A 24976-nucleotide genomic window follows, 5' to 3' on the forward strand; every position below is an offset into this window, starting at 1 on the left:
CGCCGGGCTCCGCCCGGCCCCCTCACGCGCCGCCGACGGCAGTCCCCCGCACCCGCGCCAGCACCAGCAGGACGCACACCGTCCCCACACCCCCCACCACCGCCGTCACCGCGTACGGCCGGACGAACTCCGCCGCCGCACCCGCCACCGCCATCCCCAGACCCTGGATCGTCATCAACCCCGCCGACTGCAACGTCATCGCCCGCCCCCGCAACCCCTCCGGCACCGCCGCCACGAACCATTGATCGAGGCCGAGGGTGTAGGCGGCCGTCAGGCCCGTGGTGAACATCGCGGCGACGGCCAGGGGCAGCGAGGGGCGCAGGGCGAAGAGTGCGTACGGGAGGAGGGAGCACGCGGCGAGGGGGACGGTGAGGCGGGCGCGGGCGGCCGGGGGCAGGAAGGCGCCCGCGAGGAGTTCGCCGAGGACGGTGCCGACGGGCATCGCGGCCATGAAGAGGCCGAGGCCCGGGGTGCCGGCGCCGATGGAGTCGGTGTACGGGGCCGCGAGCGCCTCCGGGAAGACCACGAAGAACGGCTGGATCCAGCAGAGCAGCAGCAGGGACCGCACCCGGGGGTCCCGCAGCAGACGGCCGCTGCCGCCGGCGGAGCGCGCCGCGCCGCCGCCGCGCGCGGGGCGCCGCGCGGTGCCGAGGCGCAGCAGCAGGGCGGAGCCCAGGAAGGCCGCCACGGTGATCGCCAGCGCGGCCCGGGGCGGCAGGAGGACCAGCAGGAACCCGCCGACGCCGAAGCCCACGATCTGCGCGCCCTGGGCGACCATGCGGATCAGGGACCGGCCCAGCACGAAGGTGTCGCCGGGCAGGATGTCGGCCAGGCTCGCGGCCCGGGTGCCGGTGAACACCGGGGCGATCATCGCCATCACGCACCGCAGGCCGAGCAGGACCGCGATCGGCGTCCCGGGCAGCACCATCCCGGCCGCGCACGCCGCGCACAGCAGGTCGCACACGACGAGCACCCGGCGCGGCGGGAAGCGGTCGGAGATCCCGGCGAGCAGGGTGCCGCTGAGCGCGTACGGCACGAAGCCGAGCGCGAAGGTGAGCGCGGTCAGCAGCGGCGACCCGGTGAGCCGGAACACCAGCACGGACAGCGCGATCTCGGCGACCACGGTGCCCTGGAGCGACAGTACGTGTGCCGCGAAGACGGCCCGGAACTCCCGTACGGCGAAGACCGCGCGGTAGCCGCGCCCGGCGGCCGGGCCCGCCGCGGTGGAGTCGGTGTTCAGCGTCATGGGCGCAGCCTGGCGGCCGGGACGGGGCACGCCGTAGTGTTTCGGCTCCAGCCGAAAGTCGAGGAGCAGGGGTCTGCCGTGCCGTTCCGCATGCGCTTCGGACCGGACGACCTGCTGCGCTGCCGGTTCGCGATCTCCCCGCTGTGGGAGACCGAGGGGGCCGTCCGCACCCTGAAGGAGCCCGGGCTGCAGACCTACCACGTGCCGTGGCTGCGGCAGACCCGTGAGGCGGCCCTGGCACTCGACCTCACCCCGCTGTGGCTGCTGATGCCCCGCCCCGGCCACAGCCCGGACTTCCTCTGCCCGCCCCCGGTGGGCCCGTCGGCGGCCATCGAGGACGAGCTCGCCCGGGTGCGGGCCACCGATCCGGAGGTCGCCCGGCAGGACATGGCCCGTTCGCTGGCGGACACCCCGGGCGCCGCCGACAGCCCGCGCGGCCGGGCGATGCTGGCCGACCCGGTGCGCGCGGTGCGGGAACTGGCGGATCTGTACGAGCGGGCCTGGGAGACGCTGGTGGCCCCGTACTGGCCCCGGTTGCGTGCCGTGCTGGAGGCCGACATCGCCTTCCGCGCGCGCCGGCTGGCGGACGGCGGGCTGACGGGCCTCTTCGCCGACCTCCATCCCTCGCTGAGCTGGGCGGACGGCACCCTCACGCTGCACAAGCCGACGGAGCACGACCGGGACCTGGGCGGCGACGGCCTCGTCCTGGCGCCCAGCGTCTTCGTGTGGCCGGACCTCGCGGCGGGCTTCGACCCGCCCTGGCAGGGCACCGTCGTCTATCCGGCGCGCGGCATCGGCGGCCTGTGGCAGACCCCGCAGGCCGCCTCCGAGGCCCTGGTACGGCTGCTCGGCGCCAACCGCGCGGCCATCCTCGGCGGTCTGGGCGAGCCGGCGACCACGACCGCGCTCGCCCACCGGCACGGCCTCGCGGTGTCGTCGGTGTCGGCGCACCTGTCGGTCCTGCGGGACGCAGGGTTGCTCACCTCGCGCCGCTACGGCCACCAGGTGCTGTACGAGCGCACCCCGCTGGGCAGCGCGCTGGCCGGTGACTGACCGCCGGGACGCATGACGCCGCGGGGTGCGGTGGGCTACTGCGCGAGGTGCCGTTCGACGGTCTCCACCTTGGAGGTGAGCCCGTCGGTGACGCCGGGCCGGATGTCGGCCTTGAGCACCACCGAGACGCGCGGTGCCCGGGCCTCGACGGCTGCCACGGCGCGCTTGACCACGTCCATGACCTCGTCCCAGTCGCCCTCGATGGAGGTGAACATCGCGTCGGTGTGGTTGGGCAGACCCGACTCGCGGACCACACGGACCGCGTCGGCCACGTACGCGCCGACGTCCTCGCCGACGCCGAGCGGGGTGACGGAGAAGGCGACGATCATGCCTCGACCACGCCGTCCTTGAGCTCCTTGCGCGCGCGGGAGGCGATGACGCCGGCCTCGGCCTCGCGGCGGAGCCTGCGCTCGGCGAAGAAGCCGCCGGTGGGGAGGACGGAGAGCACGAAGTACAGCGCGGCGCGGCCGAGCGGCCACTTGGCGCGGTTCCAGGCGTCCAGCCAGAACACGACGTAGAGCACGAAGAGGATGCCGTGGATCATGCCCATGACGGGGACCGCGTTGAAGTCCGTGGTGCGCTTGAGCACCGAGCAGACCAGCAGGAGCAGGAAGGAGACCGCCTCTGGGGCGGAGACCAGGCGGAGCCGGTTCAGGGCGGAGGCGGTCTTGATGTCCACGGGACCTCACTATCGGGACAGGGACTGCGGCGGGCACGGGCACTGCGATCGGAGTGTTTGTGAATGCGATCACAAGTGTTCGGTCCATTATCACCCGGCCCTCCCGCCGCCCCGCCCCCGGGGCCCCCGGGGGAACAGGTGAACCAACGGCGCGCGGGACGCGTCCCCCTCCACGACGGAAGACGAACCGCCCTCTCGAGGAAGAAGCGGGATGAAGCTGGACTGGGACCGCCGGCACTGCGCCCGGCGCGGGCACATCACGTACGCGCCCGACGAGGCGCACCTGCGGGAGCGGCTGCGCGCCGACACCGCACTGGGAGAGGTGTGGCGCTGCCTGCGCTGCGGCGACTTCGCCCTGGGTGCGCCGCACGGCTCGGGTCCGGCCGACCGGGCGCCCGAGGTGCCGCGCGGCCGGGCGCTGCGCGACCTGTTCATCCTGCGCTTCCTGGCGGTCGAGCGGCTGCTGCGGGGGGTGTTCATCGTCGTCGCGGCCTGGGCGGTGTGGCGGTTCAGCAACTCGCAGGACTCGGTGCGCCGGTTCTTCGAGGAGAACCTCGCCGTCTTCCGCCCGGTCTTCCGGCACTTCCACTACGACCTCGACCACTCCCCCGTCGTGGACACCATCCGCCGCACCTTCGAGTACCGGCACTCGACGCTGCTGATCGTGGCGGGCGCGCTGCTCGCGTACGCGGTGATCGAGATCGTCGAGGCCGTCGGCCTGTGGGCGGCCAAGCGGTGGGCGGAGTACCTGACGGTGGTGGCGACCGCGGCCTTCCTGCCGCTGGAGGTCTGGGAGCTCACCGAGAAGGTGAGCTACCTCAAGATCGGCACGCTGGTCCTCAACGTCCTCGCCGTCCTCTACATCCTGCTCTCCAAGCGGCTGTTCGGGCTGCGCGGCGGCCACGCGGCCTTCGAGGCCGAGCGCCGCGGCGCCTCGCTGCTGGAGGTCGAGGAGGCGGCGGGAGCGCCGCACGGAACCACTGCACCCCAAGTGACGAGGACCCTGGTGACGGGTTCCTCCCGGACGGATACGGTCTGACCCGTGGCTCAGTTTCGATTGCAGGGCAGCAAGGTGCTCGCCGTGGACATGGCCGGCGACGCCGTCAAGGCGAAGAACGGCTCGATGGTCGCGTACGACGGCCAGATGAGCTTCAAGAAGATGTCCGGGGGCGGTGAGGGCCTGCGCGGCATGGTCACCCGGCGGCTGACCGGGGAGTCGATGGAGGTCATGGAGGTGCGCGGGCAGGGCACCTGTTACTTCGCCGACCGCGCGAGCGAGATCAACCTCGTCCGCCTGAACGGGGAGAAGCTGTACGTCGAGGCCAGCAACCTGCTCGCCACCGAGGCGGCGCTGCGCACCGGCACCACCTTCACCGGCCTGCGCGGTGCCTCGCAGGGCAACGGCCTGTTCACCACCACGGTGGAGGGCGTCGGCCAGGCGGCGATCACCTCCGACGGCCCGGCCGTGGTGCTGCGCGTCGCCCCCGGCCTGCCGCTGCAGGTGGACCCGGGCGCGTACGTGGCGCACACCGGCAACCTCCAGCAGCACTTCCAGGCCGGCATCAGCTGGCGGTCGGTGATCGGCGAGTCGGGCGGCGAGTCCTTCCAGATCCGCTTCGAGGGCGACGGCCTGGTGTACGTCCAGCCCAGCGAGCGCAACACCATCGGGGGGCAGGTCTGATGCCGTTCACCCGCGTCAACTCCAAGATGGTCGAGGCCCAGGTGCTGCCGGGCCAGCGGCTGTTCAGCCAGCGCGGCGCGATGCTGGCCTACCGGGGGAACGTGAGCTTCACCCCCAACGTGCAGGGCGGCCAGGGCGGCATCGGCTCGATGATCGGCCGCCGGCTCGCCAACGAGGCGACCCCGCTGATGACCGTCGAGGGCCACGGCTCGGTGATGTTCGGCCACGGTGGCCACCACGTGCACTGCGTCGACCTGACCGGCGACACCCTGTACGTCGAGGCGGACCGGCTGCTGGCCTTCGACGGCTCGCTGCGGCAGGGCACGATGTTCATGGGGTCCCAGGGCGGCGTCATGGGCGTCATCCGCGGTCAGGTCACCGGCCAGGGCCTGTTCACCACGACCCTGCAGGGGCACGGCGCGGTCGCGGTGATGGCCCACGGCGGCGTCATCGAGCTGCCGATCACCCCGCAGCGCCCGGTGCACGTCGACCCCCAGGCGTACGTCGCCCACCGCGGCGACGTACGCAACAAGCTGTCCACCGCGCTCGGCTGGCGCGACATGGTGGGCCGCGGTTCCGGTGAGGCGTTCCAGCTGGAGCTGTCGGGGCAGGGCACGGTCTACGTGCAGGCGAGTGAGGAGAAGCTGTGAGCACCGGACCCGTCGTCCACGACCCGTACACCCTGCCGGTCGACGACAACGTCAACCCCTACGCCTTCAGCGTCGACCTGAAGGGCCAGTGGTTCCTGCAGAAGGGGAAGATGATCGCCTACTACGGGCAGATCAGCTTCCACGGCATCGGCCACGGCGCCCTGGACGGCCTGATCCGCAGCAACTTCCACTCCCCGCTGCACGCCTCGGACTGGGTGGTCGCCGAGGGCCAGGGCAAGATGATCCTCGCCGACCGGGCGTTCGACGTGAACTCCTTCGACCTGGAGGACGGCAACCTGACCATCCGGTCGGGCAACCTGCTGGCCTTCCAGCCGGGCCTGTCGCTCAAGCAGTCGATCATCCCGGGCTTCCTCACCCTGATCGGCACGGGGAAGTTCGTGGCGGCCTCCAACGGCGCCGTGCACTTCGTCGAGCCCCCGGTCCGCGTCGACCCGCAGGCCCTGGTGGGATGGGCGGACTGCCCCTCCCCCTGCCACCATTACGACCACGGGTACATGCGCGGCGTACTGGGCGGCCTGCGGGCGCTGACCGGCGTCGGCGGCACCTCGGGCGAGGAGCACCAGTTCGAGTTCGTCGGCGCGGGGCAGGTGCTGCTCCAGTCGAGCGAGGTGCTCATGCCCGAGCAGGCCACGGGCGCGGTCCCGCACGAGGCCGGCGTCCCGGGCGGCGGAGCGGGCGCCCCGGGCATGCCGCAGGGTGTGCCGAGGCTCCCGGGACAGCTCGGGGACCTGCAGCGCCGCTTCGGTCTGTGAACCTACCGACACGTATCGGGACCCCAAATAATCCGGATTTCAACTTTCTGGGTATGATTCCATCATGGAGACAGAGACCGGCACCCTTTGGCTGACCGCCGACGAGCAGCGCACCTGGCGCATCCACCTGGAGGTCAGCAAGTTGCTGACCCACCAGCTCGAACGGGACCTGCAGCCGTTCGGTCTGACGTACAACGACTACGAGATCCTGGTGAACCTCTCGGAGTCGCCCGAGCACCGCATGCGGATGAGCGACCTGGCCCGTGCCACCCTGCAGTCCAAGAGCCGGCTGTCCCACCAGATCAGCCGGATGGAGACCGCGGGCCTGGTCCGCCGCGAGAACTGCGAGTCCGACCGGCGCGGGCTGTTCGCCGTCCTCACCGAGGACGGCTGGGAGACCATGCGCAAGGTCGCCCCGCACCACGTCGTCGCCGTCCGGGAGCACTTCATCGACCTGCTCCCGGCCGAGGACCTGGCTGCGCTGCGCAAGGCCCTCCACCCCGTCGCGGACCACCTGCGCGCGGTGCGCGGCAAGGCCTGACCCACCCCGGCGGCCTGTTCGCCCGCGCCCCAGGGCGCGGGCCTCAGGCCTGCTCGGTGAGGCCCGCGACCAGTTCGTCGGCGGCGGCGTACGGGTCCAGCTCGCCGGCGACGATGCGCTCGGCGAGCGTGCCGAGGCGGCGGTCGCCGTGGAGGTCGCCGATGCGCTCGCGCAGCCTGGTGACGGCGATGTGCTCGACCTCCAGGGCGGCGCGGCGCAGCCGGCGCTCCGCGAGCACGCCGTGCTCCTCCATCCAGGCGCGGTGCTTCTCCAGGGACTCGACCACCTCGTCGATGCCCTCGCCGCGGGCGGCGACCGTCTTGACGATCGGGGGGCGCCAGTCGCCCGGCCCGCGGGCCTCGCCCAGGCCCAGCATGTGGTTGAGCTCGCGGGCGGTCGCCTCGGCACCGTCCCGGTCGGCCTTGTTGACGACGTACACGTCGCCGATCTCGAGGATGCCGGCCTTCGCCGCCTGGATGCCGTCGCCCATACCCGGCGCGAGCAGCACCACGCAGGTGTCGGCCTGGGCGGCGATCTCCACCTCGGACTGGCCGACACCGACGGTCTCCACCAGGATCACGTCGCAGCCGGCCGCGTCGAGCACGCGGATCGCCTGCGGCGCCGCCCAGGCCAGACCGCCCAGATGGCCGCGGGTGGCCATGGAGCGGATGTAGACGCCGGGGTCGGAGGCGTGGTCGCTCATCCGGACCCGGTCGCCGAGCAGGGCTCCCCCGCTGAACGGCGAGGAGGGGTCCACCGCCAGCACCCCGACCCGCTTCCCGGCCCGCCGGTACGCCGAGACCAGCGCGGACGTCGACGTGGACTTGCCGACGCCCGGCGAGCCGGTCAGGCCGACCACGTACGCGCCACCGGTCAGCGGCGCGAGCGCGGCCATCACCTCCCGCAGCTGCGGGGACGCCCCCTCCACCAGCGAGATCAGCCGGGCGACCGCCCTGGGGCGGCCCTGCCGTGCCTGCTCCACCAGCGTGGGGACGTCCATCGCTACGCTCCTCTTGTTCCAGGGCTCGGTTCGCCTCCGGGGCGCTCGGAGCACCCGCCGACAGTCGATCATGCTCGGTCCCTCGTTCCTCGGGACCTCCGCGTGTTCTCCTTTTCGGCGGGTGCCGCGCCCCTTCGGCTCACTCGCCCACAGGTCGTGTTACTTGCCCGGCACGCGGATGATCAGGGCGTCGCCCTGGCCTCCGCCGCCGCACAGGGCCGCCGCGCCCACGCCGCCGCCGCGGCGCTTCAGCTCCAGGGCCAGGTGCAGGACGATACGGGCGCCGGACATGCCGATCGGGTGACCGAGGGCGATGGCGCCGCCGTTGACGTTCACCTTTTCAGGTGTCACGCCCAGGTCCTTCATGGACTGCACGGACACCGCCGCGAAGGCCTCGTTGATCTCGATCAGGTCCAGGTCGCCGACGGACAGCCCCTCCTTCTTCAGGGCGTGCGCGATGGCGTTGGACGGCTGCGACTGCAGCGAGTTGTCCGGGCCGGCCACGTTGCCGTGGGCGCCGATCTCGGCGATCCACTCCAGGCCCAGTTCCTCGGCCTTGGCCTTGCTCATCACGACCACCGCGGCGGCGCCGTCGGAGATCTGTGAGGAGGTGCCCGCGGTGATCGTGCCCTCCTTGCTGAAGGCGGGACGCAGCTTGGCCAGCGACTCGGCCGTGGTCTCCGCGCGGATGCCCTCGTCCTTGGCGAAGACCACCGGCTCGCCCTTGCGCTGCGGGATCTCCACCGGGGTGATCTCCGCCTCGAACAGGCCGTTCTTCTGCGCGGCGGCCGCCCGCTGGTGGGACAGCGCGGCGATCTCGTCCTGCTCGGCGCGGCCGATACCCAGGCGCGTGTTGTGCTTCTCCGTGGACTCGCCCATGGCGATGTCCTCGAAGGCGTCGGTGAGACCGTCGTACGCCATGGCGTCCAGCATCTGGACGGCGCCGTACTTGAAGCCCTCGCGGGACTTCGGCAGCAGGTGCGGGGCGTTGGTCATCGACTCCTGGCCGCCGGCCACGACGACGTCGAACTCACCCGCCCGGATCAACTGGTCGGCGAGGGCGATGGCGTCCAGTCCGGACAGGCAGACCTTGTTGACCGTCAGCGCCGGCACGCTCATCGGAATGCCGGCCTTGACCGCGGCCTGACGGGCCGGGATCTGCCCGGCACCCGCCTGGAGCACCTGGCCCATGATCACGTACTGCACCTGGTCGCCGCCGATGCCGGCCCGGTCCAGGGCGGCCTTGATGGCGACGGCGCCGAGTTCGGCACCGGAGAAGGTGCGCAGCGAGCCGAGCAGCCGGCCCATGGGAGTGCGCGCACCCGCGACGATCACGGACGTTCGTGCCTGGCTGGTCATGACGCGGCCCCTTTGCACGGAGGGAAGGTTAACGATGGTTTTCGAGGGTGCTGTCAATGTACTGAGGGGTGGAGCCGGCGGTCACCCGGCAGACGGTGTGATCGCGCGCACGTTGCGTGACCATGCCGACCGGCGGTCCACTGGAGTCATGCTGACGCGAATCGACCACATCGGCATCGCCTGCTTCGACCTCGACAAGACCGTCGAGTTCTACCGTGCCACCTACGGCTTCGAGGTGTTCCACACCGAGGTGAACGAGGAACAGGGCGTGCGCGAGGCCATGCTCAAGATCAACGAGACCTCCGACGGCGGGGCCTCCTACCTCCAGCTGCTGGAGCCCACCCGCGAGGACTCCACCGTCGCCAAGTGGCTGGCCAAGAACGGAGAGGGGGTGCACCACATCGCCTTCGGGACCGAGGACGTCGACGCGGACGCGGCGGCCGTCCGCGACAAGGGCGTGCGGGTGCTCTACGACAGCCCGCGCACGGGTTCCATGGGGTCGCGGATCACCTTCCTGCACCCCAAGGACTGCCATGGTGTGCTCACCGAGCTCGTCACCTCGGCCAAGGACCACTGACCGGAGACGACTCGCCCCGGTAGAGTGGCCTGGCGACCCCGGGGTGGGCTGGGGTACCTGCCCGCGCTTCGGCGTGGGATCGGACACAATTCGCCGTAAGGCTCCGCGGTAAACGGGGCCCCGGGGAATCTCACTCGGTTGGCGGGTGGGTACACCAGGAGACGGATGGGACCGCGGAGTGCGGGGCTACGACCGCTACGAGGTTGAGGACGACCACCTCTCGCAGTTCGAGGCCGAGATGGAGCGGCTTCGTAAGGAGCGGGACAAGGTCGTCCAGCATGCCGACGACCTCGGCTACCAGGTCGAGGTGCTGCGCGCCAAGCTGCACGAGGCGCGCCGCAACCTCGCGACGCGTCCTGCCTACGACAACCTCGGCCACCAGGCCGACCAGTTGCTGCGCAACGCCCAGATCCAGGCCGACCAGCTGCGCGCCGACGCCGAGCGGGAGCTGCGCGAGGCGCGCGCGGCCACCCAGCGGCTGCTCCAGGAGCAGGCCGAGCACCAGGCCCGGGTGGAGGCCGAGTGGCACGCCGAGGCCGTCGCCCGGCGCCGGCGGCTGGACGAGGAGCTGGCGGATCGCCGCACCAACGTCGAGAGCCACGTCAACGAGAACGTGGCCTGGGCCGAGCAGCTGCGCGCCCGCGCCGAGTCGCAGGCGCGCCGGCTCATGGAGGAGACCCGCACGGAGTCGGAGTCCGCGCTGGCCGCCGCCCGCGCCGAGGCCCAGCGGATCGCCGAGGGCGCCCGCGACCGGCTGGAGTCGGAGTCCACGACCGCCCGCGCCGAGGCCGAGCAATTGCTGCGCCGCGCCCGCGCGGACGCCGAGCGGCTGCTGAACGCCGCGGCCAGCCAGGCCCAGGAGGCCACCAGCCAGGCCGAGCAGCTGCGCGCCTCGACCCAGAGCGACGCCGACAACGCCCGCACCCAGGCCGGCGAGCTCTCCCGCTCCGCCGAGGAGAAGCTGCGCGAGGCCCAGGAGAAGCTGCGCGAGGCGCAGAGCGAGTCCGACCGGCTGCGCGAGGAGGCCGCGGCCAACGCCGCCAAGCGGCTGGCCACCGTCGACGCCGACAACGAGCAGCGCACCCGTACGGCCAGGGCCGAGGTGGCCCGGCTGGTCGCCGAGGCCACCAAGGAGGCGGAGGCCGCCAAGGCCGAGGCCGAGCAGATCCTCGCCGACGCCAAGACCGAGGCCGAACGGCTGCACAGCCAGGCCCAGGAGACCGCCAAGTCCGAGGCGGCCGAGGACGCGGCGGCGGCCCTCGCCAAGGCGGCCCGCACCGCCGAGGACGTCCTCAACAAGGCCACCGAGGACGCCCGTGCCACCACCCGCGCGGCGAGCGAGGAGGCCGAGCGCATCCGCCGCGAGGCGGAGACCGAGGCGGACCGGCTGCGCGGCCAGGCCGAGGAGTCGGCCGAGGAGCTGCTCGGCACCGCCAAGGACGACACCAAGGAGTACCGCGCCAAGACGGTCGAGCTGCAGGAGGAGGCCCGCAGGCTGCGCGGCGAGGCCGAGCAGCTGCGCGCCGAGGCGGTCGCCGAGGGCGAGCGCATCCGCGGCGAGGCGCGACGCGAGGCCGTGCAGCAGATCGAGGAGGCGGCCCGGTCCGCCGAGGAGCTGCTGACCAAGGCGAAGGCCGAGGCCGCGGAGCACCGGCAGAAGGCGACCGTCGACTCCGAGAAGGCCCGTACCGAGGCGATCGAGCGCGCCGCGGGGCTGCGCAGGCAGGCCGACGAGCTGCTGGAGCGCGCCCGTGGCGAGGCCGAGCAGGTGCGCACCGAGGCCGAGCAGCAGGCCGAACAGGTACGGGAGGACGCCGAGGGCGCCGGCCAGGTGCTGCGCGAGGAGGCCGAACGGGCCGCCCAGCGGCTGCGCGACGACGCCGAGGCCGATCTGGTCCGGCTGCGCGAGGAGGCCGAGCACCGCATCGCCGCGGCCGAGGAGGCGCTGCGCGAGGCCCGCACCGAAGCGGAGCGGCTGCGCCGCGAGACCGCCGAGGAGGCGGCCACGCTGCGCACGGAGGTCGCCGAGCGCGTCAGGGCGCTGCAGGAGCAGGCCGAGCAGGAGACGCTGCGGCTGCGGGACGAGGCCGCGGCCGACGCGTCGCAGACCCGGGCCGAGGCCGAGCAGCTCGCCGTCCGGCTGCGGGGCGACGCCGCCGCCGAGGCCGAGCAGCTGCGCACCGAGGCGCAGGAGACCGCCGACCGCCTCCGCTCGGAGGCGCAGGAGACCGCGGGACGGTTGCGGGCCGAGGCGGCCGAGGCGCTGTCCGCCGCCCAGGAGGAGGCCGCACGCCGCCGCCGGGAGGCCGAGGAGCTGCTGGCCGCGGCCCGCGGCGAGGCGGAGCAGGAGCGCGCCCAGGCCGGTCGCGAGGGCGAGGAGCTGCTGGCGGCCGCCCGCAAGCGGGTGGAGGAGGCCGGCGCCGAGGCGGAACGGCTGGTCGCCGAGGCCGAGCGGCACGCCGCCGAGCTGGTCGGCGCGGCCGAGCAGACCGCCCAGCAGGTACGGGACTCGGTCAACGGGCTGCACGAGCAGGCCGAGGAGGAGATCGCCGGGCTGCGCTCGGCGGCCGAGCACGCCGCGGAACGCCTGCAGTCCGAGGCCCAGGAGGCCGCGGACCGGCTGCACGCGGACGCCAACGCCGAGCGCGAGCGCGCCACCGAGGACGCCCAGCGGCTGCGGCGCGAGTCGCAGGAGGAGGCCGAGGAGGCCCGGCAGCTCGCCGACCGCACGGTCGGCGAGGCGATCGAAGAGGCCGACCGGCTGCGGGTGGAGACCCGCGACGAGTCCAACCGGCAGCGGGTGGAGGCCGCCGAACAGGCCGACCGGCTGCTCACCGAGGCGATCGAGGAGGCCGACCGGCTCCGCGCCGACGCCGCCGCCCGGGCCGAGGAGACCGTGAGCAAGGCGCAGCGCGACGCCGAGCGGCTGGGCATCCTGGCCAAGGACGCCCTCGACTCCGCCGAGCGCGACGCCGAGGAGCGCCGCCGTGCGGCCGAGGAGTCGCTGGGCACCGCCGAGGCGGAGGCCCGCCGCATCCTCGACGAGGCGCGCGACGAGGCCAACAAGCGCCGTACGGAGGCGGCCCAGCAGGCCGACCAGCTGATCACCAGGGCCCGCGCCGAGGCCGAGCGGCTCGGCATCCTCGCCAAGGACGCCCTCGACTCCGCCGAGCGCGACGCCGAGGCGGCCCGCTCGGAGTCCGACCGGATCCGGGACGAGGCGCGCGAGGACGCCAACAAGCGCCGGGCCGAGGCCGCCGGGCAGGCGGACGAACTCATCTCCCAGGCGCAGGGCGAGGCGCTCAAGATCGGCACCACCGCGGAGGAGCAGGCCGACACGATGGTCGGCGCCGCCCGCAAGGAGGCCGACCGGATCGTCGGCGAGGCCACCTCCGAGAGCAACGGCATGGTGGAGCGGTCCCGTACGGACGCCGACACGCTGCTGGAGGAGGCCCGCAGGGACGCCACCGCCATCCGCGAGCGCGCGGAGGAGCTGCGGCAGCGCGTCGAGGCCGAGGTCGAGGAACTGCACGAGCGGGCCCGTGGCGAGTCGGCCGCCACGATGAAGTCGGCGGGCGAGCGGGTCGACAAGCTGGTCGAGGCCGCCACCGAGCAGCTGGAGAAGGCCGAGGCCAAGGCCCGCGAGCTGGTCACGGACGCGGAGGCCAGGGCCGAGGAGACCCGGTCCACCGCGAGCGCCGAGGCCAGCAAGGTCCGCATCGCCGCGGTGAAGAAGGCCGAGGAGCTGCTCAAGGGGGCCGAGCAGAAGAAGAACGACACGGAGCGCGAGGCGGAGCGGGTGCGGAGCGAGGCCCGCGTCGAGGCCGAGCGCATCGTGACCGAAGGCAAGAAGGAGCTCGAGGTGCTGAGCCGGCGCCGCCAGGACATCAACGCGGAGATCACCCGCGTGCAGGATGTCCTTGAGGCACTGGAGTCATTCCAGCAGCCGATCGACGGGGGAAAGAGCAACAGTCAGAACGTCACGCAGAACGGTAAGAACACGGTCACTGCAGGTGCAGCGGCCGGCACGACCCGGACAGGGAGCAAGCGGTCCGACGATGCGCCACTCGATTGAGCGGTCATTGTGCACAGTTACTGGACAGTGACTGTAAGACACGCCGCTTGGGCCCCTAGGATTCCCCCTATCACCCCACCCGGTCTGAATTGACAGGAACCCCATGAGCGACACTTCCTCCCCCTTCGGCTTCGAGCTCGTGCGGCGCGGATACGACCGCGGGCAGGTGGACGACCGCATCACCAAGCTCGTCGCCGACCGTGACAGTGCACTGGCCCGGATCAATGCGCTGGAGAAGCGCATCGAGGAACTCCACCTCGAGACCCAGAACGCGCAGGCGCAGGTCAACGACGCCGAGCCGTCGTACGCCGGTCTCGGCGCGCGGGTCGAGAAGATCCTCCGCCTCGCCGAGGAGGAGGCGAAGGACCTGCGCGAGGAGGCCCGCCGCGCCGCCGAGCAGCACCGTGAGCTGGCCGAGTCCGCCGCCACCCAGGTGCGCAACGACGCCGAGTCCTACGCCGCCGAGCGCAAGACCAAGGCCGAGGACGAGGGCGAGCGCATCGTCGAGAAGGCCAAGGGTGAGGCCGGCCAGCTGCGCGCCGACGCGCAGAAGGACGCGCAGGCCAAGCGCGAGGAGGCGGACGCCCTCTTCGAGGAGACCCGCGCCAAGGCGGCCCAGGCCGCGGCCGACTTCGAGACCAACCTGGCCAAGCGCCGCGAGCAGTCCGAGCGTGACCTGGCGTCCCGTCAGGCCAAGGCCGAGAAGCGCCTCGCCGAGATCGAGCACCGCGCCGAGCAGCTCCGCCTGGAGGCCGAGAAGCTGCGCACCGACGCCGAGCGCCGCGCCCGCCAGACGGTGGAGACCGCCCAGCGCCAGGCCGAGGACATCGTGGCCGACGCGAACGCCAAGGCGGACCGCATCCGCAGCGAATCCGAGCGCGAGCTGGCGGCGCTCACCAACCGCCGCGACAGCATCAACGCCCAGCTGACCAACGTCCGCGAGATGCTGGCCACGCTGACCGGTGCGGCGGTCGCCGCGGCCGGCGCCCCCGCCGACGACGAGCCCGTCTCGCGCGGCGTCCCGGCCCAGCGCTGACGTCCCACGGGTCTTCCGGAGCACGTCGAGCCCCCTGTCCCCTCGGCAGGGGGCTCGGTCGTGTGCGGGAGCGCAAACGGGGGCGGGAATTCCGCGTGCATCGCGCGCCGCGGCCAAATAGTGTATGCGGCATGATCGAGCTGCAGGGGCTGACCAAGCGGTACGGCGACAAGACCGCGGTGGACGACCTCACCTTCACGGTGCGGCCGGGGGTGGTCACCGGCTTCCTCGGCCCCAACGGGGCGGGCAAGTCGACGACGATGCGCATGATGCTGGACCTGGACAATCCGACCAGCGGCAGCATCCGCATCGACGGCAAGCACTACCGCGAGCTCCACGAACCGCTCAAACACATCGGGGCGTTGCTCGAGGCGAAGGCCATCCACGGCGGCCGCACGGCGTACAACCACCTGCTGTGCCTGGCCCAGTCCAACCGCATCCCGGCCCGCCGGGTCGACGAGGTGCTGGAGACCGTCGGTCTCGCGCCCGTCGCCAAGAAGCGTTCCAAGGGGTTCTCCCTCGGCATGGGACAGCGGCTCGGCATCGCGGCGGCGCTGCTCGGCGACCCCGAGATCCTGATGTTCGACGAGCCGGTCAACGGACTGGACCCGGAGGGCATCCACTGGATCCGCAACCTGATGAAGGGGCTGGCCGCGCAGGGCCGCACGATCTTCGTCTCCAGCCATCTCATGAGCGAGATGGCGCTGACCGCCGAGCACCTGATCGTGATCGGCCGCGGCAAGCTGATGGCGGACACGACGATGGCGGACTTCATCGCCGAGAACTCCCGCTCCTACGTGCGCGTCCGCACCCCCGAGCCGGAGAAGCTCAAGGACGCCCTGGCGGCCGCGTCGATCACCGCGGTGGTCGGCGAGGCCGGGGCCTTCGAGATCGAGGGCACCGAGTCCGCCAAGATCGGTGAACTCGCCGCCCGGCACCAACTGGTGCTGCACGAGCTCAGCCCCCAGCAGGCCTCCCTGGAGCAGGCCTTCATGCAACTCACCGCCGAGTCGGTGGAGTACCACGCCGGTGGGGCGGCGGCGGAGGCCGGTGAGGCCGCGGCTCCCGCGCCCCAGTGGGGCGCCGCCTGGAACACGAACACCGGAAAGGAAGCCTGACATGGCAGCGACCACCGCTGTTCTGCAGTCGGAGTGGACCAAGGTCAGGACCGTCCGGTCGACCGTGTGGACGCTGGCGTCCGCCGCCGTCCTGACCATCGTCATCAGCGGTCTGTTCTGCCTGCTCTTCCGCACCCAGTGGGACACCATCGAAGAGGGCGCCCGCGCCCAGTTCGACGCCACCAGCCAGAGCCTGTCCGGTCTCTTCCTCGGTCAGCTCGCGCTGATCACCTTCGGCGTGCTGATCATCTCCAGCGAGTACAGCACGGGCATGATCAGGGCCTCGCTCTCGGCGGTGCCGCAGCGTGCGAGCTTCTACCTCTCCAAGGTCGCCGTCGCCGCCGGCATCACCTTCGTCCTCGGGGTGGTCGTCAGCTTCGTCTCCTTCTTCATCGGGCAGGCCATCCTCGGCGGTGACCTCGCCACCTCGATCAGCGATCCGGGGGTGCTGCGCGCGGTCTTCGGGGCCGGCCTCTACATGACGCTGATGGTGCTCTTCGCGGTCGGCGTCGCGACGATGCTGCGCAGCCCGCTGGTCTCGCTGGGCATCCTCATCCCCTTCTTCTTCCTGATCTCCGGGATCCTCTCGGCGGTGCCGGGCGCCAAGGAGGTGGCCCGGTACTTCCCGGACCAGGCCGGCAGCAAGATCATGCGGGCCACGATCGCCCCGGACGACCCCGCCCCGTACGGCGCGTGGGGCGGACTCGGCATCATGGCGCTGTGGGTGGTCGTCGCGCTGATCGGCGGCTACGCGCTGCTGAAGAAGCGGGACGCCTGACCGCTCCCGGGCAATTCCGGCCTCACGGGGCGGGAACCGATCCCACCCCGCTAGCCTCCTAGTCCTCATGGGGGCGAGCGCCGCCCCGCGGACTGTTCGTCGAGGGGCGGAGCATGATCGAGGCAGTGGGCCTCACCAAGACCTACGGCAGCAAGACGGCCGTGTACAACCTGTCGTTCCAGGTGCGGCCCGGCATGGTGACCGGCTTCCTGGGGCCCAACGGCTCCGGGAAGTCGACCACGATGCGGATGATCCTGGGCCTGGACACCCCCACGGCCGGACGCGTGACCGTCGGCGGACAGCCCTTCCGGCAGCTGCCCAACGCCCCGCGCCGGGTGGGCGCGCTGCTGGACGCCAAGGCGGTGCACGGCGGGCGCAGCGCGCGCCAGCACCTGCTGTGCCTGGCGCAGTTGTCCGGGATCCCGGCCCGCCGGGTGGACGAGGTGCTGGGCGTGGTGGGCCTGCAGGAGGTCGCGCGCAGGCGCTCCAAGGGCTTCTCGCTCGGCATGGGGCAGCGCCTCGGCATCGCGGCGGCGCTGCTGGGCGACCCCGAGGTGCTGCTCTTCGACGAGCCGGTCAACGGTCTGGACCCGGAGGGCATCCACTGGGTGCGCCATCTGATGCGCAAGCTCGCCTCGGAGGGCCGTACGGTCTTCGTCTCCTCGCACCTGATGAGCGAGATGGCGCTCACCGCGGACCACCTGATCGTGATCGGCCGCGGGCAGCTGCTGGCCGACATGAGCGTCAAGGACTTCATCGCCCGCAACTCCACCGGCTTCGCCACGGTCCGCACCCCGGACGTGGCCGCGGACCGCGAGAAGCTCACGAAGGCGCTGACCGACGCGGGTGCGCAGGTGCAGCAGGAACACGACGGCGCGCTGCGCGTGACCGGTCTCGAGCTGCCGCGGATCAGCGACGTCGCCCACGAGTCCGAGGTGCGGCTGTGGGAACTCTCGCCCCACCAGGCCTCGCTCGAGGAGGCCTACATGCGCCTCACCAACAGCGCCGTCGACTACCGCTCCACCGCCGACCCGCGGCAGGGCCTGCAGCAGCCCGGCGGTGCGCCGGCGCCCGGCGGCTGGGGCATGCCGCCGCAGGCGCCGTACCCGCAGTCCGTGCCGCAGCAGCAGCCGTACGGATACGGCTACGGGCACCCGCAGCCGCAGCCCCCGGTGCAGCCGTACGCGGCGCCGGTGCCGCCGGCTCCCGGCGCGGCGCCGACCGCGCCCGTGAACCCGTACGCGCAGCCGCCCGTGCCGCCCGGCGTGCCGGTGCCGCCGGCCGTGCCCCCCGCTCCCGTCGCTCCCGTCGCCCCGCCCGCCCCGCAGCCGACCCAGCCCGTCGAGGACGCCCGATGACCGCCCCCGTCTACAGCCCGGCTCCGCAGTTCTCCTCCACCGTCCCGGTGCAGAGGACCCACCTCGGCCACGCGCTGAAGTCCGAGTGGACCAAGATCCGTACGGTGCGCTCCACGCTGTGGACGCTCGGCGTCATGCTGCTGCTGATCCTCGGCATCAATCTGCTCGTCGTCGCTCTGGGCTCGACCGAGAACGTCTCCGACCCGGTGCTCGGCTTCGGCCTGTTCGGGGTGCTCCTCGGCCAGCTCTGCGTCATGACCCTCGGCGTGCTGGTGATCAGCTCCGAGTACGGCACGGGCATGATCCGCACGACCCTCACCGCGTGCCCGCAGCGCGGCCGGGTGCTCACCGCGAAGGCGATCGTCTTCTTCGCGCTGACCTTCACCGTCACCACGGTGGCCTGCGCGCTCACCGCGCTGATGAACTACGCCACCTTCGGCGGCAGATCCGTGGGCGACGACACCTTTGTGGGCGCCCGGCTGGTCATCGAGGACGGCCTCACCACCGCCAGCGGCACCCAGTGGCTGGGCGCCACCGTAGGCGTCGGCCTGTACGTGGCGCTGCTCGGGCTGCTCTCGCTGGCCGTGGGCGCGCTGCTGCGGCACTCCGCGGGCGCGATCACCACGATGATGGGCGTGGTCCTGCTGCCGCTGATCATCGCGATCTTCATGCAGTCGGACAGCCTGCGCAAGGTGCAGGAGAAGCTGATCGAGTACTCCTCCCCCAACGCCATCGCATCGCTCTACCAGATGCCGATGCTGGAGAACGGCGACGCCGACGGCGTGCGCCAGTTGATCGGGCTCGCGATCATCACGGCCGTCGCCCTGGGCGCGGCCTACGCGGCGCTCACCAAGCGCGACGTCTGACCCGGGTCACCGGGCGTCCGCCCCGCGGTCAGTACCGGGGGGCGTTTCGGGACCGCTGGAGCCGTGCGCTCCGGCGGTCCCTGGCGTTCCAGCAGGCGGTGTGCCAGTGGCGCCGGTCCTCCACGCCGCCGTGCTCCGGCCAGGCCACCAGGTGCCCGACGCCCGGCGGGATCTCCTGGTCGCAACCGGGGCAGCGGTAGTGCTTGCCGCCCGGACTCCCGCTCAGCTGGCGGACGGTCCACTGCTCGCCCTGCCAGCTCTCCACACGCTCCGGGCCCCTGGCCGGTCCGGCCTCGGGACGCTCCTCGGCTCTGCCGGCGGCGCCTCGGGGGCGGTTTCGGCGCGGGGACACGGGCACACACCTCATGCGGTTCGGGGGACTCGGGCCGCCAACCAGCGTACGCGTAGCGCGGACGGTGCCGGGTACGCGGTCTGGGAACCGCTCATTCCGGCCATCGCCGCGAAAATCATGAAATCGCGGTGCGCGGACCGTGCCTTTGGCACGTGTCAGGCGTTAATGCCAATAGGGGAGCCGTGTCGGCCACCGAGGAAGGTGTGAAGCACGATGCGTGTCGGTACTTTCGTCCTCGCCGCCCAGTTCCCGGGGCAGGGACCGGGGGAGGCGCTGCACCGCGCGGTGCGGTCCGCTGAGGCGGCGGAGAAGGCCGGGCTGGACTCCGTATGGCTGGCGGAGCACCACTTCGTGCCGTACGGCGTGTGTCCGTCGGCCGTGACGCTCGCCGCACTGCTGCTGGGCAGGACGCACCGGATCGGGATCGGTACGGCGGTGAGCGTCCTGCCGACCGCGCACCCCGTGGCGCTCGGCGAGCAGGCGGCGCTGCTGCACATCACCTCGGGCGGCCGTTTCACGCTGGGCGTGGGCCGCGGCGGCCCCTGGGTGGACCTGGAGGTCTTCGGCGCCGGAATCGCCGCCTTCGAGAAGGGTTTCCCCGAGTCGCTGGACCTGCTGCTGCGCTGGCTCCGGGAGCCGCGCGTGGGGGCCTCGGGTGAACGATTCGCCTTCCGCGAGGTCGACGTCGTGCCGCGGGCGGACGAGTTCGAGGAGCCCGGCGGACCGCCGGTCGTCGTCGCCTGCACCTCGCCGGGCAGCGTCCGGCTCGCGGCACGCAGGGGTCTGCCGATGCTGCTCGGCATGCACTGTGGCGACGAGGACAAAGCTGCCATGGTCGCAATGTGGCAGGCCGAGGCGCGCGATGCGGGGCTTTCACCCGAAATGGTGGCGACGGCGGAACATGTCTCCGCGGGCGTCGTACAGATCGCGGACCGCCGCGCGGACGCCGTGGAGACCCTCACCAAGGCGATGCCCGGCTGGCTCCAGCGGGGCCTCGCCGCGCACCGCACGGTCGACGGCCGGCCCCGGACGATGCGCGATCCGCTCGCCTACACCGAACTCCTCTGCGACCTCCACCCCGTGGGCCCGCCCGCGCTGTGCGCCGACCGACTGGCCGCCACCGCCGAGCGGACCGGCATCAGCCGCTTCGCCCTGCTCGTCGAAGGCTCCGGCGATCTCGCGGCCACCGAGGAGAACGTGGCGCGGCTCGGCAGCGAAGTGCTCCCGCAATTGGCCTGATTGAAACATCAAAGAGCAGTGGTGCGACCAACGGCGGGAGCACCCTGCCCGGTTCAGCAGTCCCGCAGTTCCGGGGACTGGTTCAGCAGCTGTGCGCGTACGGAGGTGAAGGTGGCGTAACGCCCGTCGACCGCCGGGTCCAGCGGGAACACCGCGACCCGGTGGCAGTTCTGGAACGCCAGCCGGACCCCGAAGTGCCGCTGCAGGGCCCCCCGTATCGCGTCACTCGCCAGGGCGCGGAGCAGCTGCCCGCGCGCGTGCTCGTCCGGCGGAGGTACCTGGTTGTCGGCGAACTCGCCGCCGTCCACCTTGAGTTGTGCCGCCAGAGAGCTGATCATGTCCCATGCGTAAGGCAGGGAAGTCCGGACGCAGTCGACGAATTCCCGTTCGTCGACCTCGCCTCGCTCGGCCTGTTCGAGGAGGGCCGGTGAGACGTCGAGCGACATGAGTACTCCTCTCGTGACCCCCCTGTCCGAGGAGTCAGACGGACTACGGAGAGAAGCCGCCCAGAGTTCTCCCGCGCGACGGCCTCCACCCACAACCGTAGGCGGAGAGGTCCCATGACACTAGGCGGGAGCGCTCACAACAGGCCATTTTCCGACCGCGCCCGGTAGCGAGTAACGTTGCCGACCATGCGTCTCGTCATCGCCCGTTGCTCCGTGGACTACGCGGGCCGGCTCTCCGCCCATCTGCCGTCGGCCACCAGGCTGCTCCTGGTCAAGGCCGACGGCAGCGTCTCCGTCCACGCCGACGACCGTGCCTACAAGCCGCTGAACTGGATGTCGCCGCCCTGCACGCTCAAGGAGGGTGAGGACGGGGTCTGGACGGTCACCAACAAGGCCGGCGAGCAGCTGATCATCACCATCGAGGACGTGCTGCACGACTCCACGCACGAACTCGGGGTCGACCCGGGCTTGATCAAGGACGGCGTCGAGGCCCACCTCCAGGAGCTCCTGGCCGACCGCATGGAGGTGCTCGGGGAGGGCTGGAGCCTCGTCCGCCGCGAGTACCCCACGGCCATCGGCCCGGTGGACATCCTGGGCCGGGACGCGTCCGGCACCACCGTCGCCGTCGAGATCAAGCGCCGCGGCGAGATCGACGGCGTCGAGCAGCTCACCCGCTACCTCGAACTCCTCAACCGGGACCCCCTGCTGTCGCCCGTGAAGGGCGTCTTCGCGGCCCAGGAGATCAAGCCGCAGGCGCGCGTCCTCGCCACGGACCGCGGTATCGACTGCGTCGTCCTCGACTACGACGCGCTGCGCGGCATCGAGGACGACAAGCTCCGCCTCTTCTGACGCCAGGTCCCCGCACGGCCGCGGGAAGCACCACGGCGCGGCCCGGCGGTCGGCAGACCACCGCGGCCGCGCCGTGCCGGGCGCCGGTCAGGCGATCGTTCCGGACGTGGAGGACTCGTCCACCGGGGTGCCGGGATCCGTGGTGGCGACCGCGGTCTCGGACGGCCCGCTGGCGCTGGTGGTGTCGCTGGGCTCAGTCGTCTCGGTGGGATCCGGCGACGTCGGGGGAGACGTCGGGGGCTCGCTGCTCGGCGGGGTCGAGGGCTGTGTCGGCGACTTGGTCGGCGTCTTCGACGGCGTCGGCTTTCCGGGGGTCCCACCGCCCGGCTTCTTCGTCGGTGACGTCTCCCCGCCGCCCGGCTGCTCGGTCTCCCCGCCGCCCGTACCCGGGTCGACCGCACCGCCCGGCGCGCCGGTGGACCCCGGCGTGGTGCCGCTCGCGGAGGGGCTGGGCCGCCGGCTGGAGCCGGGGCTCGGGGCGTCCTCGGCCGGGAAGCCGTCGTCCGCGTCGTCCTCCTGGGCGGACTCGACCGGCTTGACGTTCATGGGTGTGTTCTGGTCACCGCCGGAGGCCGTCGTGCCGAGGGTGACGACGGTGCCGAGGACGGCGGCCAGCAGGGCGCCCGCGCCGACGGCGACGAGGTTGCGGCGGGAGCCGGTGAGGGCGATCCGGCGCGGGACGGCGGCCGCCGCGGCCAGGCGCTTGCCGATGATCGTCGTGGGCGCCTCGGATATGTCGGTGCCCGTCGCCGGGGTCTCGACGCCCGCGAGGCCCGTGCCGGGCACAGGGCCGCCCGCGCGGTCCACGACGAGCGCGAGGGTGCGGCGCCCCACCGTGGTGCCCTGGCGGTCCGCGAGGGCACCGCGCAGGGCTATCGAGGCCTCCAGTTCGCTGCGGGCCCGGTCCAGGTTGCCGAGGCACAGCGCCAGGACGCCGAGTTCGTGGAGGAAGTACGCCTCCTCGGCCACCTCCCCGGCGAGCCGGGCGGCCTCCTGGCCGACGCGCAGCGCGCGCTCCCACGCACTCCAGTGCATGGCGGCCGCCAGGACGGGCGCCACCGTACGGGCCAGGAGCACGGCCGCGCTGGTGTGCCCGCCGTCCCGGGCGGCGCTCAGGGCGGCCAGGATGGCCTCCGCCTCGGCGGCGACGCGCCTCGGGGTGACGGAGGGGTGCCCGGCCCACCAGGCGTAGTGCTGGGCGGCGGCCAGCGCCTGCGGTGAGCCCTCGGCGGCGGCCTCCGCGGCCAGTCCGTCCACCAGGGCCAGTTGGCGGCTCACACCGGCCGCCAGGCGGTGGTGCGCCGCGACGGGGACGGCGAGCCCGACGGCCACGATCTCGCCGAGCGCGGCGTCTCCGTGGGTGTCGCCGACGAGCGCCGGCAGGTGCGCCTGGTGCGGGCACTCGCCGCCCAGGGCCACCGCGAAGCGCAGCGCCTCCTGCGCGGAGGCGCCGAGGCGGGAGGCGAGCAGGGCGGCGGGCGCGGCGCTCTCGGCGAGCGAGGGCAGCGGCACGTGCGAGGCCGACGCGCCCGGCTCGGTGTCGAAGGGCGCCTCGACGGGGAGTTCGTCCGCCGCCTCCACGTCGCCCCACACGGACTCGTCGGCCGCGAGGATCTCCGCCCCGAGCGCGTCGCGCTGCCGCAGCAACGCACCGGCCTGGACGAAGCGCAGCGGCAGGCCCTCGGACTCGAACCACAGGTCGGCCGCCCAGGCGGTCTCCTCCTCCACCAGGGGGCGGCCCGCGGAGAGCTCCAGCAGTTCCAGGCAGGCGACCCGGGGCAGTCCGGGGAGGAAGACCTCCTCGACCAGGGAGTCGCCGGCGGGGGCCGGCACGTCGGGCGTCGTGGACAACAGGAAGGCGCACTCGGGCGCCGCCGCGAGCAGTTCCTCCAGGGAAGCGCCGCCGAACTCCAGGTCGTCCAGGACCACGACCCCGCCGATGTCGCGCAGCAGCTCCAGCAGGCGGCTACGGTCGGGGCGGTAGTCCTCGGTGTCGTAGACGGTGGCGAAGAGCTCCTGCAGCAGGTCGCTGGGGGTCCGCCGGTAGCCGGAGAGCCGGATCACGCCGTCGGGGGCGAGGTCCTCGCAGGCCCGGGCCACCGCGTCGAGCAGCACGCTGCGGCCGGCGCCGGAGGGCCCGGTGACGCGCACCGAACGGCCCCGGGAGAGCAGCCGCACCAGGCGCTTGCGCTCCTCCTCGCGCTCCAGCAGCGGGAGCTCGGGGGCGCGTGGCCCCGGCGGCACCGCCGGCCGGGCGGCGGCGGTCAGCGCGGCGCGCTCGTCCGCCGTGCGCCGTACGGGTGCGGGCAGGTCGCCGGGGGCGAGGGAGCTGACCTCGCTGCCGTCGACGGGGTTGAGGGTCAGCCTGCAGTCGCCCACGAGGAGTTCGACGACGCGTGGCGCGTCGCTGTCCCCCGTGCCCGCCCCGACCTCGAGGGCGAGCGGGTCGCGCGGCGGCCGGCTGACGCGCGGGGTCGGCGCGGTGCCGTCCTCCGCGCCGCCGGCCGATGTCGCGTCGGCAAAGCCCGTGGAGTCCTGTTGTGCGCCGTACTCGTCACCGGTCATGTCGGGTCCGTGTGGGTCCATTAGTCTCCGCCCCCCATATGCGTCGCGGCGAGGCCCCACCGGGCCCGCGGTTGCGCCGTGGGACCGGTCCGGCTCCCGTCCTCGGCGTACGGGGTTGAGGCACGCCGGAACCGAACCCTAAACCTTCCCGCAGTCTGTGCGAAGCCCAGGGCGGCCATGCCGCCCTTGCGTCCGAATCTGTCCGGGCTTGCCGCTTCCGTATCGGCGCGCCCGGTGGGTGCGCTAGGTCCGCGGCAGTGCTTCTGCCGCGATTCCCCCCTCGATGACCAGGATGCGGTGCAGCCGCGTGGCGACCAGCAGGCGCTGCATCTGCGCGGGCACGCCCCGCAGGACCAGGCGCCGGTCGGCCCGGCCGCAGCGGCGGTGCGCCCCCATGATGACCCCCAGACCCGTCGCGTCCCACGAGTCGAGTTCGGTCAGGTCGAGCACGAGGTCGCCGTGGCCGCCGTCCACGGCGCTGTGCAGGACCTTGCGGGCGTCCGCCGCGGTGCGGACGTCGAGGCGGCCCCCGACGACCAGCTCGGCGTGATCGCCCCTGATGTGCATTACGCCTCCCCGTGGAGTGAATGGGTGGAACTGCCGTGGTTCTACGTAACTGACGGTCCGTCGTACGAAGAGGTTGCCGTCTGTGAGCGAACCGATACCGAATTCACCCTTGCGAGTGACAGGAAAGGTCCGAGGGGCCCAGTCCTCCGGCCATCCGCACCGGACTGG

24 protein-coding genes are annotated in these 24976 nt (G+C 72.7%); 15 read left to right on the forward strand and 9 right to left on the reverse strand.

Annotated features, from left to right (window positions below):
* Positions 1–22: 22 nt before the first annotated feature.
* Entirely contained in the window at positions 23–1246 is a 1224-nt protein-coding gene (locus ACFV3E_RS25660; protein WP_500536783.1) for an MFS transporter, read from the reverse strand.
* Between the two features lie 78 nt (positions 1247–1324).
* On the opposite strand from ACFV3E_RS25660, the gene ACFV3E_RS25665 reads away from it, so the two are divergent.
* A complete protein-coding gene (locus ACFV3E_RS25665) occupies positions 1325–2299 on the forward strand; it encodes an ArsR/SmtB family transcription factor (RefSeq protein ID WP_500536784.1) in 975 nt (324 codons plus the stop codon).
* Positions 2300–2334: 35 nt separating this feature from the next.
* Here ACFV3E_RS25665 and ACFV3E_RS25670 read toward each other — a convergent pair whose 3' ends face one another.
* Both ACFV3E_RS25670 and ACFV3E_RS25675 read right to left on the reverse strand, forming a co-directional pair.
* On the reverse strand, positions 2335–2628 hold the full coding sequence (locus ACFV3E_RS25670) for an MTH1187 family thiamine-binding protein (protein WP_500536785.1): 294 nt from the start codon (positions 2626–2628) through the stop codon (positions 2335–2337).
* The gene (locus tag ACFV3E_RS25675; RefSeq protein WP_500536786.1) at positions 2625–2978 is read right to left on the reverse strand and encodes a DUF3817 domain-containing protein; all 354 of its coding nucleotides are present in this window, start codon (positions 2976–2978) and stop codon (positions 2625–2627) included. Before ACFV3E_RS25675 ends, ACFV3E_RS25670 begins: the two co-directional genes overlap by 4 nt.
* A 211-nt stretch (positions 2979–3189) precedes the next feature.
* Here ACFV3E_RS25675 and ACFV3E_RS25680 point away from each other — a divergent pair, with 211 nt between their 5' ends.
* The 5 genes from ACFV3E_RS25680 to ACFV3E_RS25700 all read left to right on the forward strand — a co-directional run bounded on the left by ACFV3E_RS25680 (position 3190) and on the right by ACFV3E_RS25700 (position 6623).
* Positions 3190–4017, forward strand: coding sequence for a DUF2127 domain-containing protein (locus tag ACFV3E_RS25680; RefSeq protein ID WP_500536787.1), 828 nt, complete (start codon positions 3190–3192; stop codon positions 4015–4017).
* A 3-nt stretch (positions 4018–4020) separates the two neighbouring features.
* Positions 4021–4659, forward strand: coding sequence for an AIM24 family protein (locus ACFV3E_RS25685; RefSeq protein WP_500325314.1), 639 nt, complete (start codon positions 4021–4023; stop codon positions 4657–4659).
* Positions 4659–5309: an AIM24 family protein gene (locus ACFV3E_RS25690; RefSeq protein ID WP_499514059.1), complete on the forward strand. Its 651-nt coding sequence runs from the start codon at positions 4659–4661 to the stop codon at positions 5307–5309. Before ACFV3E_RS25685 ends, ACFV3E_RS25690 begins: the two co-directional genes overlap by 1 nt.
* A complete protein-coding gene (locus tag ACFV3E_RS25695; protein ID WP_500325318.1) occupies positions 5306–6082 on the forward strand; it encodes an AIM24 family protein in 777 nt (258 codons plus the stop codon). The genes ACFV3E_RS25690 and ACFV3E_RS25695 overlap by 4 nt, the downstream gene beginning before the upstream one ends.
* Before the next feature lie 64 nt (positions 6083–6146).
* Positions 6147–6623 carry a MarR family winged helix-turn-helix transcriptional regulator gene (locus ACFV3E_RS25700; protein ID WP_500536788.1) on the forward strand — a complete coding sequence of 159 codons (477 nt, stop codon included), beginning with the start codon at positions 6147–6149 and terminating at the stop codon, positions 6621–6623.
* A 43-nt stretch (positions 6624–6666) separates the two neighbouring features.
* Here the strand turns inward: ACFV3E_RS25700 and meaB are convergent, their stop codons facing one another.
* On the reverse strand, positions 6667–7623 hold the full coding sequence (gene meaB, locus ACFV3E_RS25705; protein ID WP_500536789.1) for a methylmalonyl Co-A mutase-associated GTPase MeaB: 957 nt from the start codon (positions 7621–7623) through the stop codon (positions 6667–6669).
* Between the two features lie 159 nt (positions 7624–7782).
* Positions 7783–8958 carry an acetyl-CoA C-acetyltransferase gene (locus ACFV3E_RS25710; RefSeq protein ID WP_500536880.1) on the reverse strand — a complete coding sequence of 392 codons (1176 nt, stop codon included), beginning with the start codon at positions 8956–8958 and terminating at the stop codon, positions 7783–7785.
* 172 nt (positions 8959–9130) lie between these two features.
* On the opposite strand from ACFV3E_RS25710, the gene mce reads away from it, so the two are divergent.
* From mce to ACFV3E_RS25745, 7 genes are all read left to right on the forward strand, one after another.
* Positions 9131–9559, forward strand: coding sequence for a methylmalonyl-CoA epimerase (gene mce / locus ACFV3E_RS25715; RefSeq protein WP_500536790.1), 429 nt, complete (start codon positions 9131–9133; stop codon positions 9557–9559).
* Between the two features lie 178 nt (positions 9560–9737).
* Entirely contained in the window at positions 9738–13634 is a 3897-nt protein-coding gene (gene scy / locus ACFV3E_RS25720; protein WP_500536881.1) for a polarized growth protein Scy, read from the forward strand.
* 103 nt (positions 13635–13737) lie between these two features.
* Positions 13738–14670: a coiled-coil domain-containing protein gene (locus ACFV3E_RS25725; protein WP_018563504.1), complete on the forward strand. Its 933-nt coding sequence runs from the start codon at positions 13738–13740 to the stop codon at positions 14668–14670.
* Between the two features lie 131 nt (positions 14671–14801).
* A complete protein-coding gene (locus tag ACFV3E_RS25730; RefSeq protein WP_500536791.1) occupies positions 14802–15788 on the forward strand; it encodes an ABC transporter ATP-binding protein in 987 nt (328 codons plus the stop codon).
* Between the two features lies 1 nt (position 15789).
* Positions 15790–16566 carry an ABC transporter permease gene (locus ACFV3E_RS25735; protein WP_500536792.1) on the forward strand — a complete coding sequence of 259 codons (777 nt, stop codon included), beginning with the start codon at positions 15790–15792 and terminating at the stop codon, positions 16564–16566.
* Between the two features lie 113 nt (positions 16567–16679).
* A complete protein-coding gene (locus ACFV3E_RS25740; RefSeq protein ID WP_500536793.1) occupies positions 16680–17924 on the forward strand; it encodes an ABC transporter ATP-binding protein in 1245 nt (414 codons plus the stop codon).
* Positions 17921–18790 carry an ABC transporter permease gene (locus ACFV3E_RS25745; RefSeq protein WP_500366265.1) on the forward strand — a complete coding sequence of 290 codons (870 nt, stop codon included), beginning with the start codon at positions 17921–17923 and terminating at the stop codon, positions 18788–18790. The genes ACFV3E_RS25740 and ACFV3E_RS25745 overlap by 4 nt, the downstream gene beginning before the upstream one ends.
* Before the next feature lie 28 nt (positions 18791–18818).
* On the opposite strand, the gene ACFV3E_RS25750 is transcribed toward ACFV3E_RS25745, so the two are convergent.
* On the reverse strand, positions 18819–19142 hold the full coding sequence (locus tag ACFV3E_RS25750; protein WP_499514050.1) for an Rv1322 family protein: 324 nt from the start codon (positions 19140–19142) through the stop codon (positions 18819–18821).
* 213 nt (positions 19143–19355) lie between these two features.
* On the opposite strand from ACFV3E_RS25750, the gene ACFV3E_RS25755 reads away from it, so the two are divergent.
* Positions 19356–20381, forward strand: coding sequence for an LLM class flavin-dependent oxidoreductase (locus ACFV3E_RS25755; RefSeq protein WP_500536794.1), 1026 nt, complete (start codon positions 19356–19358; stop codon positions 20379–20381).
* Between the two features lie 53 nt (positions 20382–20434).
* Here ACFV3E_RS25755 and ACFV3E_RS25760 read toward each other — a convergent pair whose 3' ends face one another.
* On the reverse strand, positions 20435–20827 hold the full coding sequence (locus tag ACFV3E_RS25760) for an SCO5389 family protein (RefSeq protein ID WP_018563511.1): 393 nt from the start codon (positions 20825–20827) through the stop codon (positions 20435–20437).
* Positions 20828–21013: 186 nt separating this feature from the next.
* On the opposite strand from ACFV3E_RS25760, the gene nucS reads away from it, so the two are divergent.
* Positions 21014–21676, forward strand: coding sequence for an endonuclease NucS (nucS, locus tag ACFV3E_RS25765; RefSeq protein ID WP_500536795.1), 663 nt, complete (start codon positions 21014–21016; stop codon positions 21674–21676).
* A gap of 87 nt (positions 21677–21763) precedes the next feature.
* On the opposite strand, the gene ACFV3E_RS25770 is transcribed toward nucS, so the two are convergent.
* Together ACFV3E_RS25770 and ACFV3E_RS25775 are read right to left on the reverse strand one after the other, a co-directional pair.
* Positions 21764–24262 carry an ATP-binding protein gene (locus ACFV3E_RS25770; protein WP_500536796.1) on the reverse strand — a complete coding sequence of 833 codons (2499 nt, stop codon included), beginning with the start codon at positions 24260–24262 and terminating at the stop codon, positions 21764–21766.
* A 222-nt stretch (positions 24263–24484) separates the two neighbouring features.
* On the reverse strand, positions 24485–24808 hold the full coding sequence (locus tag ACFV3E_RS25775; RefSeq protein WP_018563514.1) for an STAS domain-containing protein: 324 nt from the start codon (positions 24806–24808) through the stop codon (positions 24485–24487).
* Between the last annotated feature and the right edge of the window lie 168 nt (positions 24809–24976).

Origin of the sequence: Streptomyces sp. NPDC059718 (genome assembly GCF_042733315.1) — a bacterium.
GTDB lineage: Bacteria > Actinomycetota > Actinomycetes > Streptomycetales > Streptomycetaceae > Actinacidiphila.

What these genes read in the sequence shown, in the direction of transcription:
- ACFV3E_RS25660 (WP_500536783.1), bottom strand. Translation starts at nt 1,246, where the DNA reads ATGACGCTGAACACCGACTCCACCGCGGCGGGCCCGGCCGCCGGGCGC.
- ACFV3E_RS25670 (WP_500536785.1), bottom strand. Translation starts at nt 2,628, where the DNA reads ATGATCGTCGCCTTCTCCGTCACCCCGCTCGGCGTCGGCGAGGACGTC.
- ACFV3E_RS25680 (WP_500536787.1), top strand. Translation starts at nt 3,190, where the DNA reads ATGAAGCTGGACTGGGACCGCCGGCACTGCGCCCGGCGCGGGCACATC.
- ACFV3E_RS25690 (WP_499514059.1), top strand. Translation starts at nt 4,659, where the DNA reads ATGCCGTTCACCCGCGTCAACTCCAAGATGGTCGAGGCCCAGGTGCTG.
- ACFV3E_RS25700 (WP_500536788.1), top strand. Translation starts at nt 6,147, where the DNA reads ATGGAGACAGAGACCGGCACCCTTTGGCTGACCGCCGACGAGCAGCGC.
- meaB (WP_500536789.1), bottom strand. Translation starts at nt 7,623, where the DNA reads ATGGACGTCCCCACGCTGGTGGAGCAGGCACGGCAGGGCCGCCCCAGG.
- mce (WP_500536790.1), top strand. Translation starts at nt 9,131, where the DNA reads ATGCTGACGCGAATCGACCACATCGGCATCGCCTGCTTCGACCTCGAC.
- ACFV3E_RS25725 (WP_018563504.1), top strand. Translation starts at nt 13,738, where the DNA reads ATGAGCGACACTTCCTCCCCCTTCGGCTTCGAGCTCGTGCGGCGCGGA.
- ACFV3E_RS25730 (WP_500536791.1), top strand. Translation starts at nt 14,802, where the DNA reads ATGATCGAGCTGCAGGGGCTGACCAAGCGGTACGGCGACAAGACCGCG.
- ACFV3E_RS25735 (WP_500536792.1), top strand. Translation starts at nt 15,790, where the DNA reads ATGGCAGCGACCACCGCTGTTCTGCAGTCGGAGTGGACCAAGGTCAGG.
- ACFV3E_RS25740 (WP_500536793.1), top strand. Translation starts at nt 16,680, where the DNA reads ATGATCGAGGCAGTGGGCCTCACCAAGACCTACGGCAGCAAGACGGCC.
- ACFV3E_RS25745 (WP_500366265.1), top strand. Translation starts at nt 17,921, where the DNA reads ATGACCGCCCCCGTCTACAGCCCGGCTCCGCAGTTCTCCTCCACCGTC.
- ACFV3E_RS25755 (WP_500536794.1), top strand. Translation starts at nt 19,356, where the DNA reads ATGCGTGTCGGTACTTTCGTCCTCGCCGCCCAGTTCCCGGGGCAGGGA.
- ACFV3E_RS25760 (WP_018563511.1), bottom strand. Translation starts at nt 20,827, where the DNA reads ATGTCGCTCGACGTCTCACCGGCCCTCCTCGAACAGGCCGAGCGAGGC.
- nucS (WP_500536795.1), top strand. Translation starts at nt 21,014, where the DNA reads ATGCGTCTCGTCATCGCCCGTTGCTCCGTGGACTACGCGGGCCGGCTC.
- ACFV3E_RS25770 (WP_500536796.1), bottom strand. Translation starts at nt 24,262, where the DNA reads ATGGACCCACACGGACCCGACATGACCGGTGACGAGTACGGCGCACAA.
- ACFV3E_RS25775 (WP_018563514.1), bottom strand. Translation starts at nt 24,808, where the DNA reads ATGCACATCAGGGGCGATCACGCCGAGCTGGTCGTCGGGGGCCGCCTC.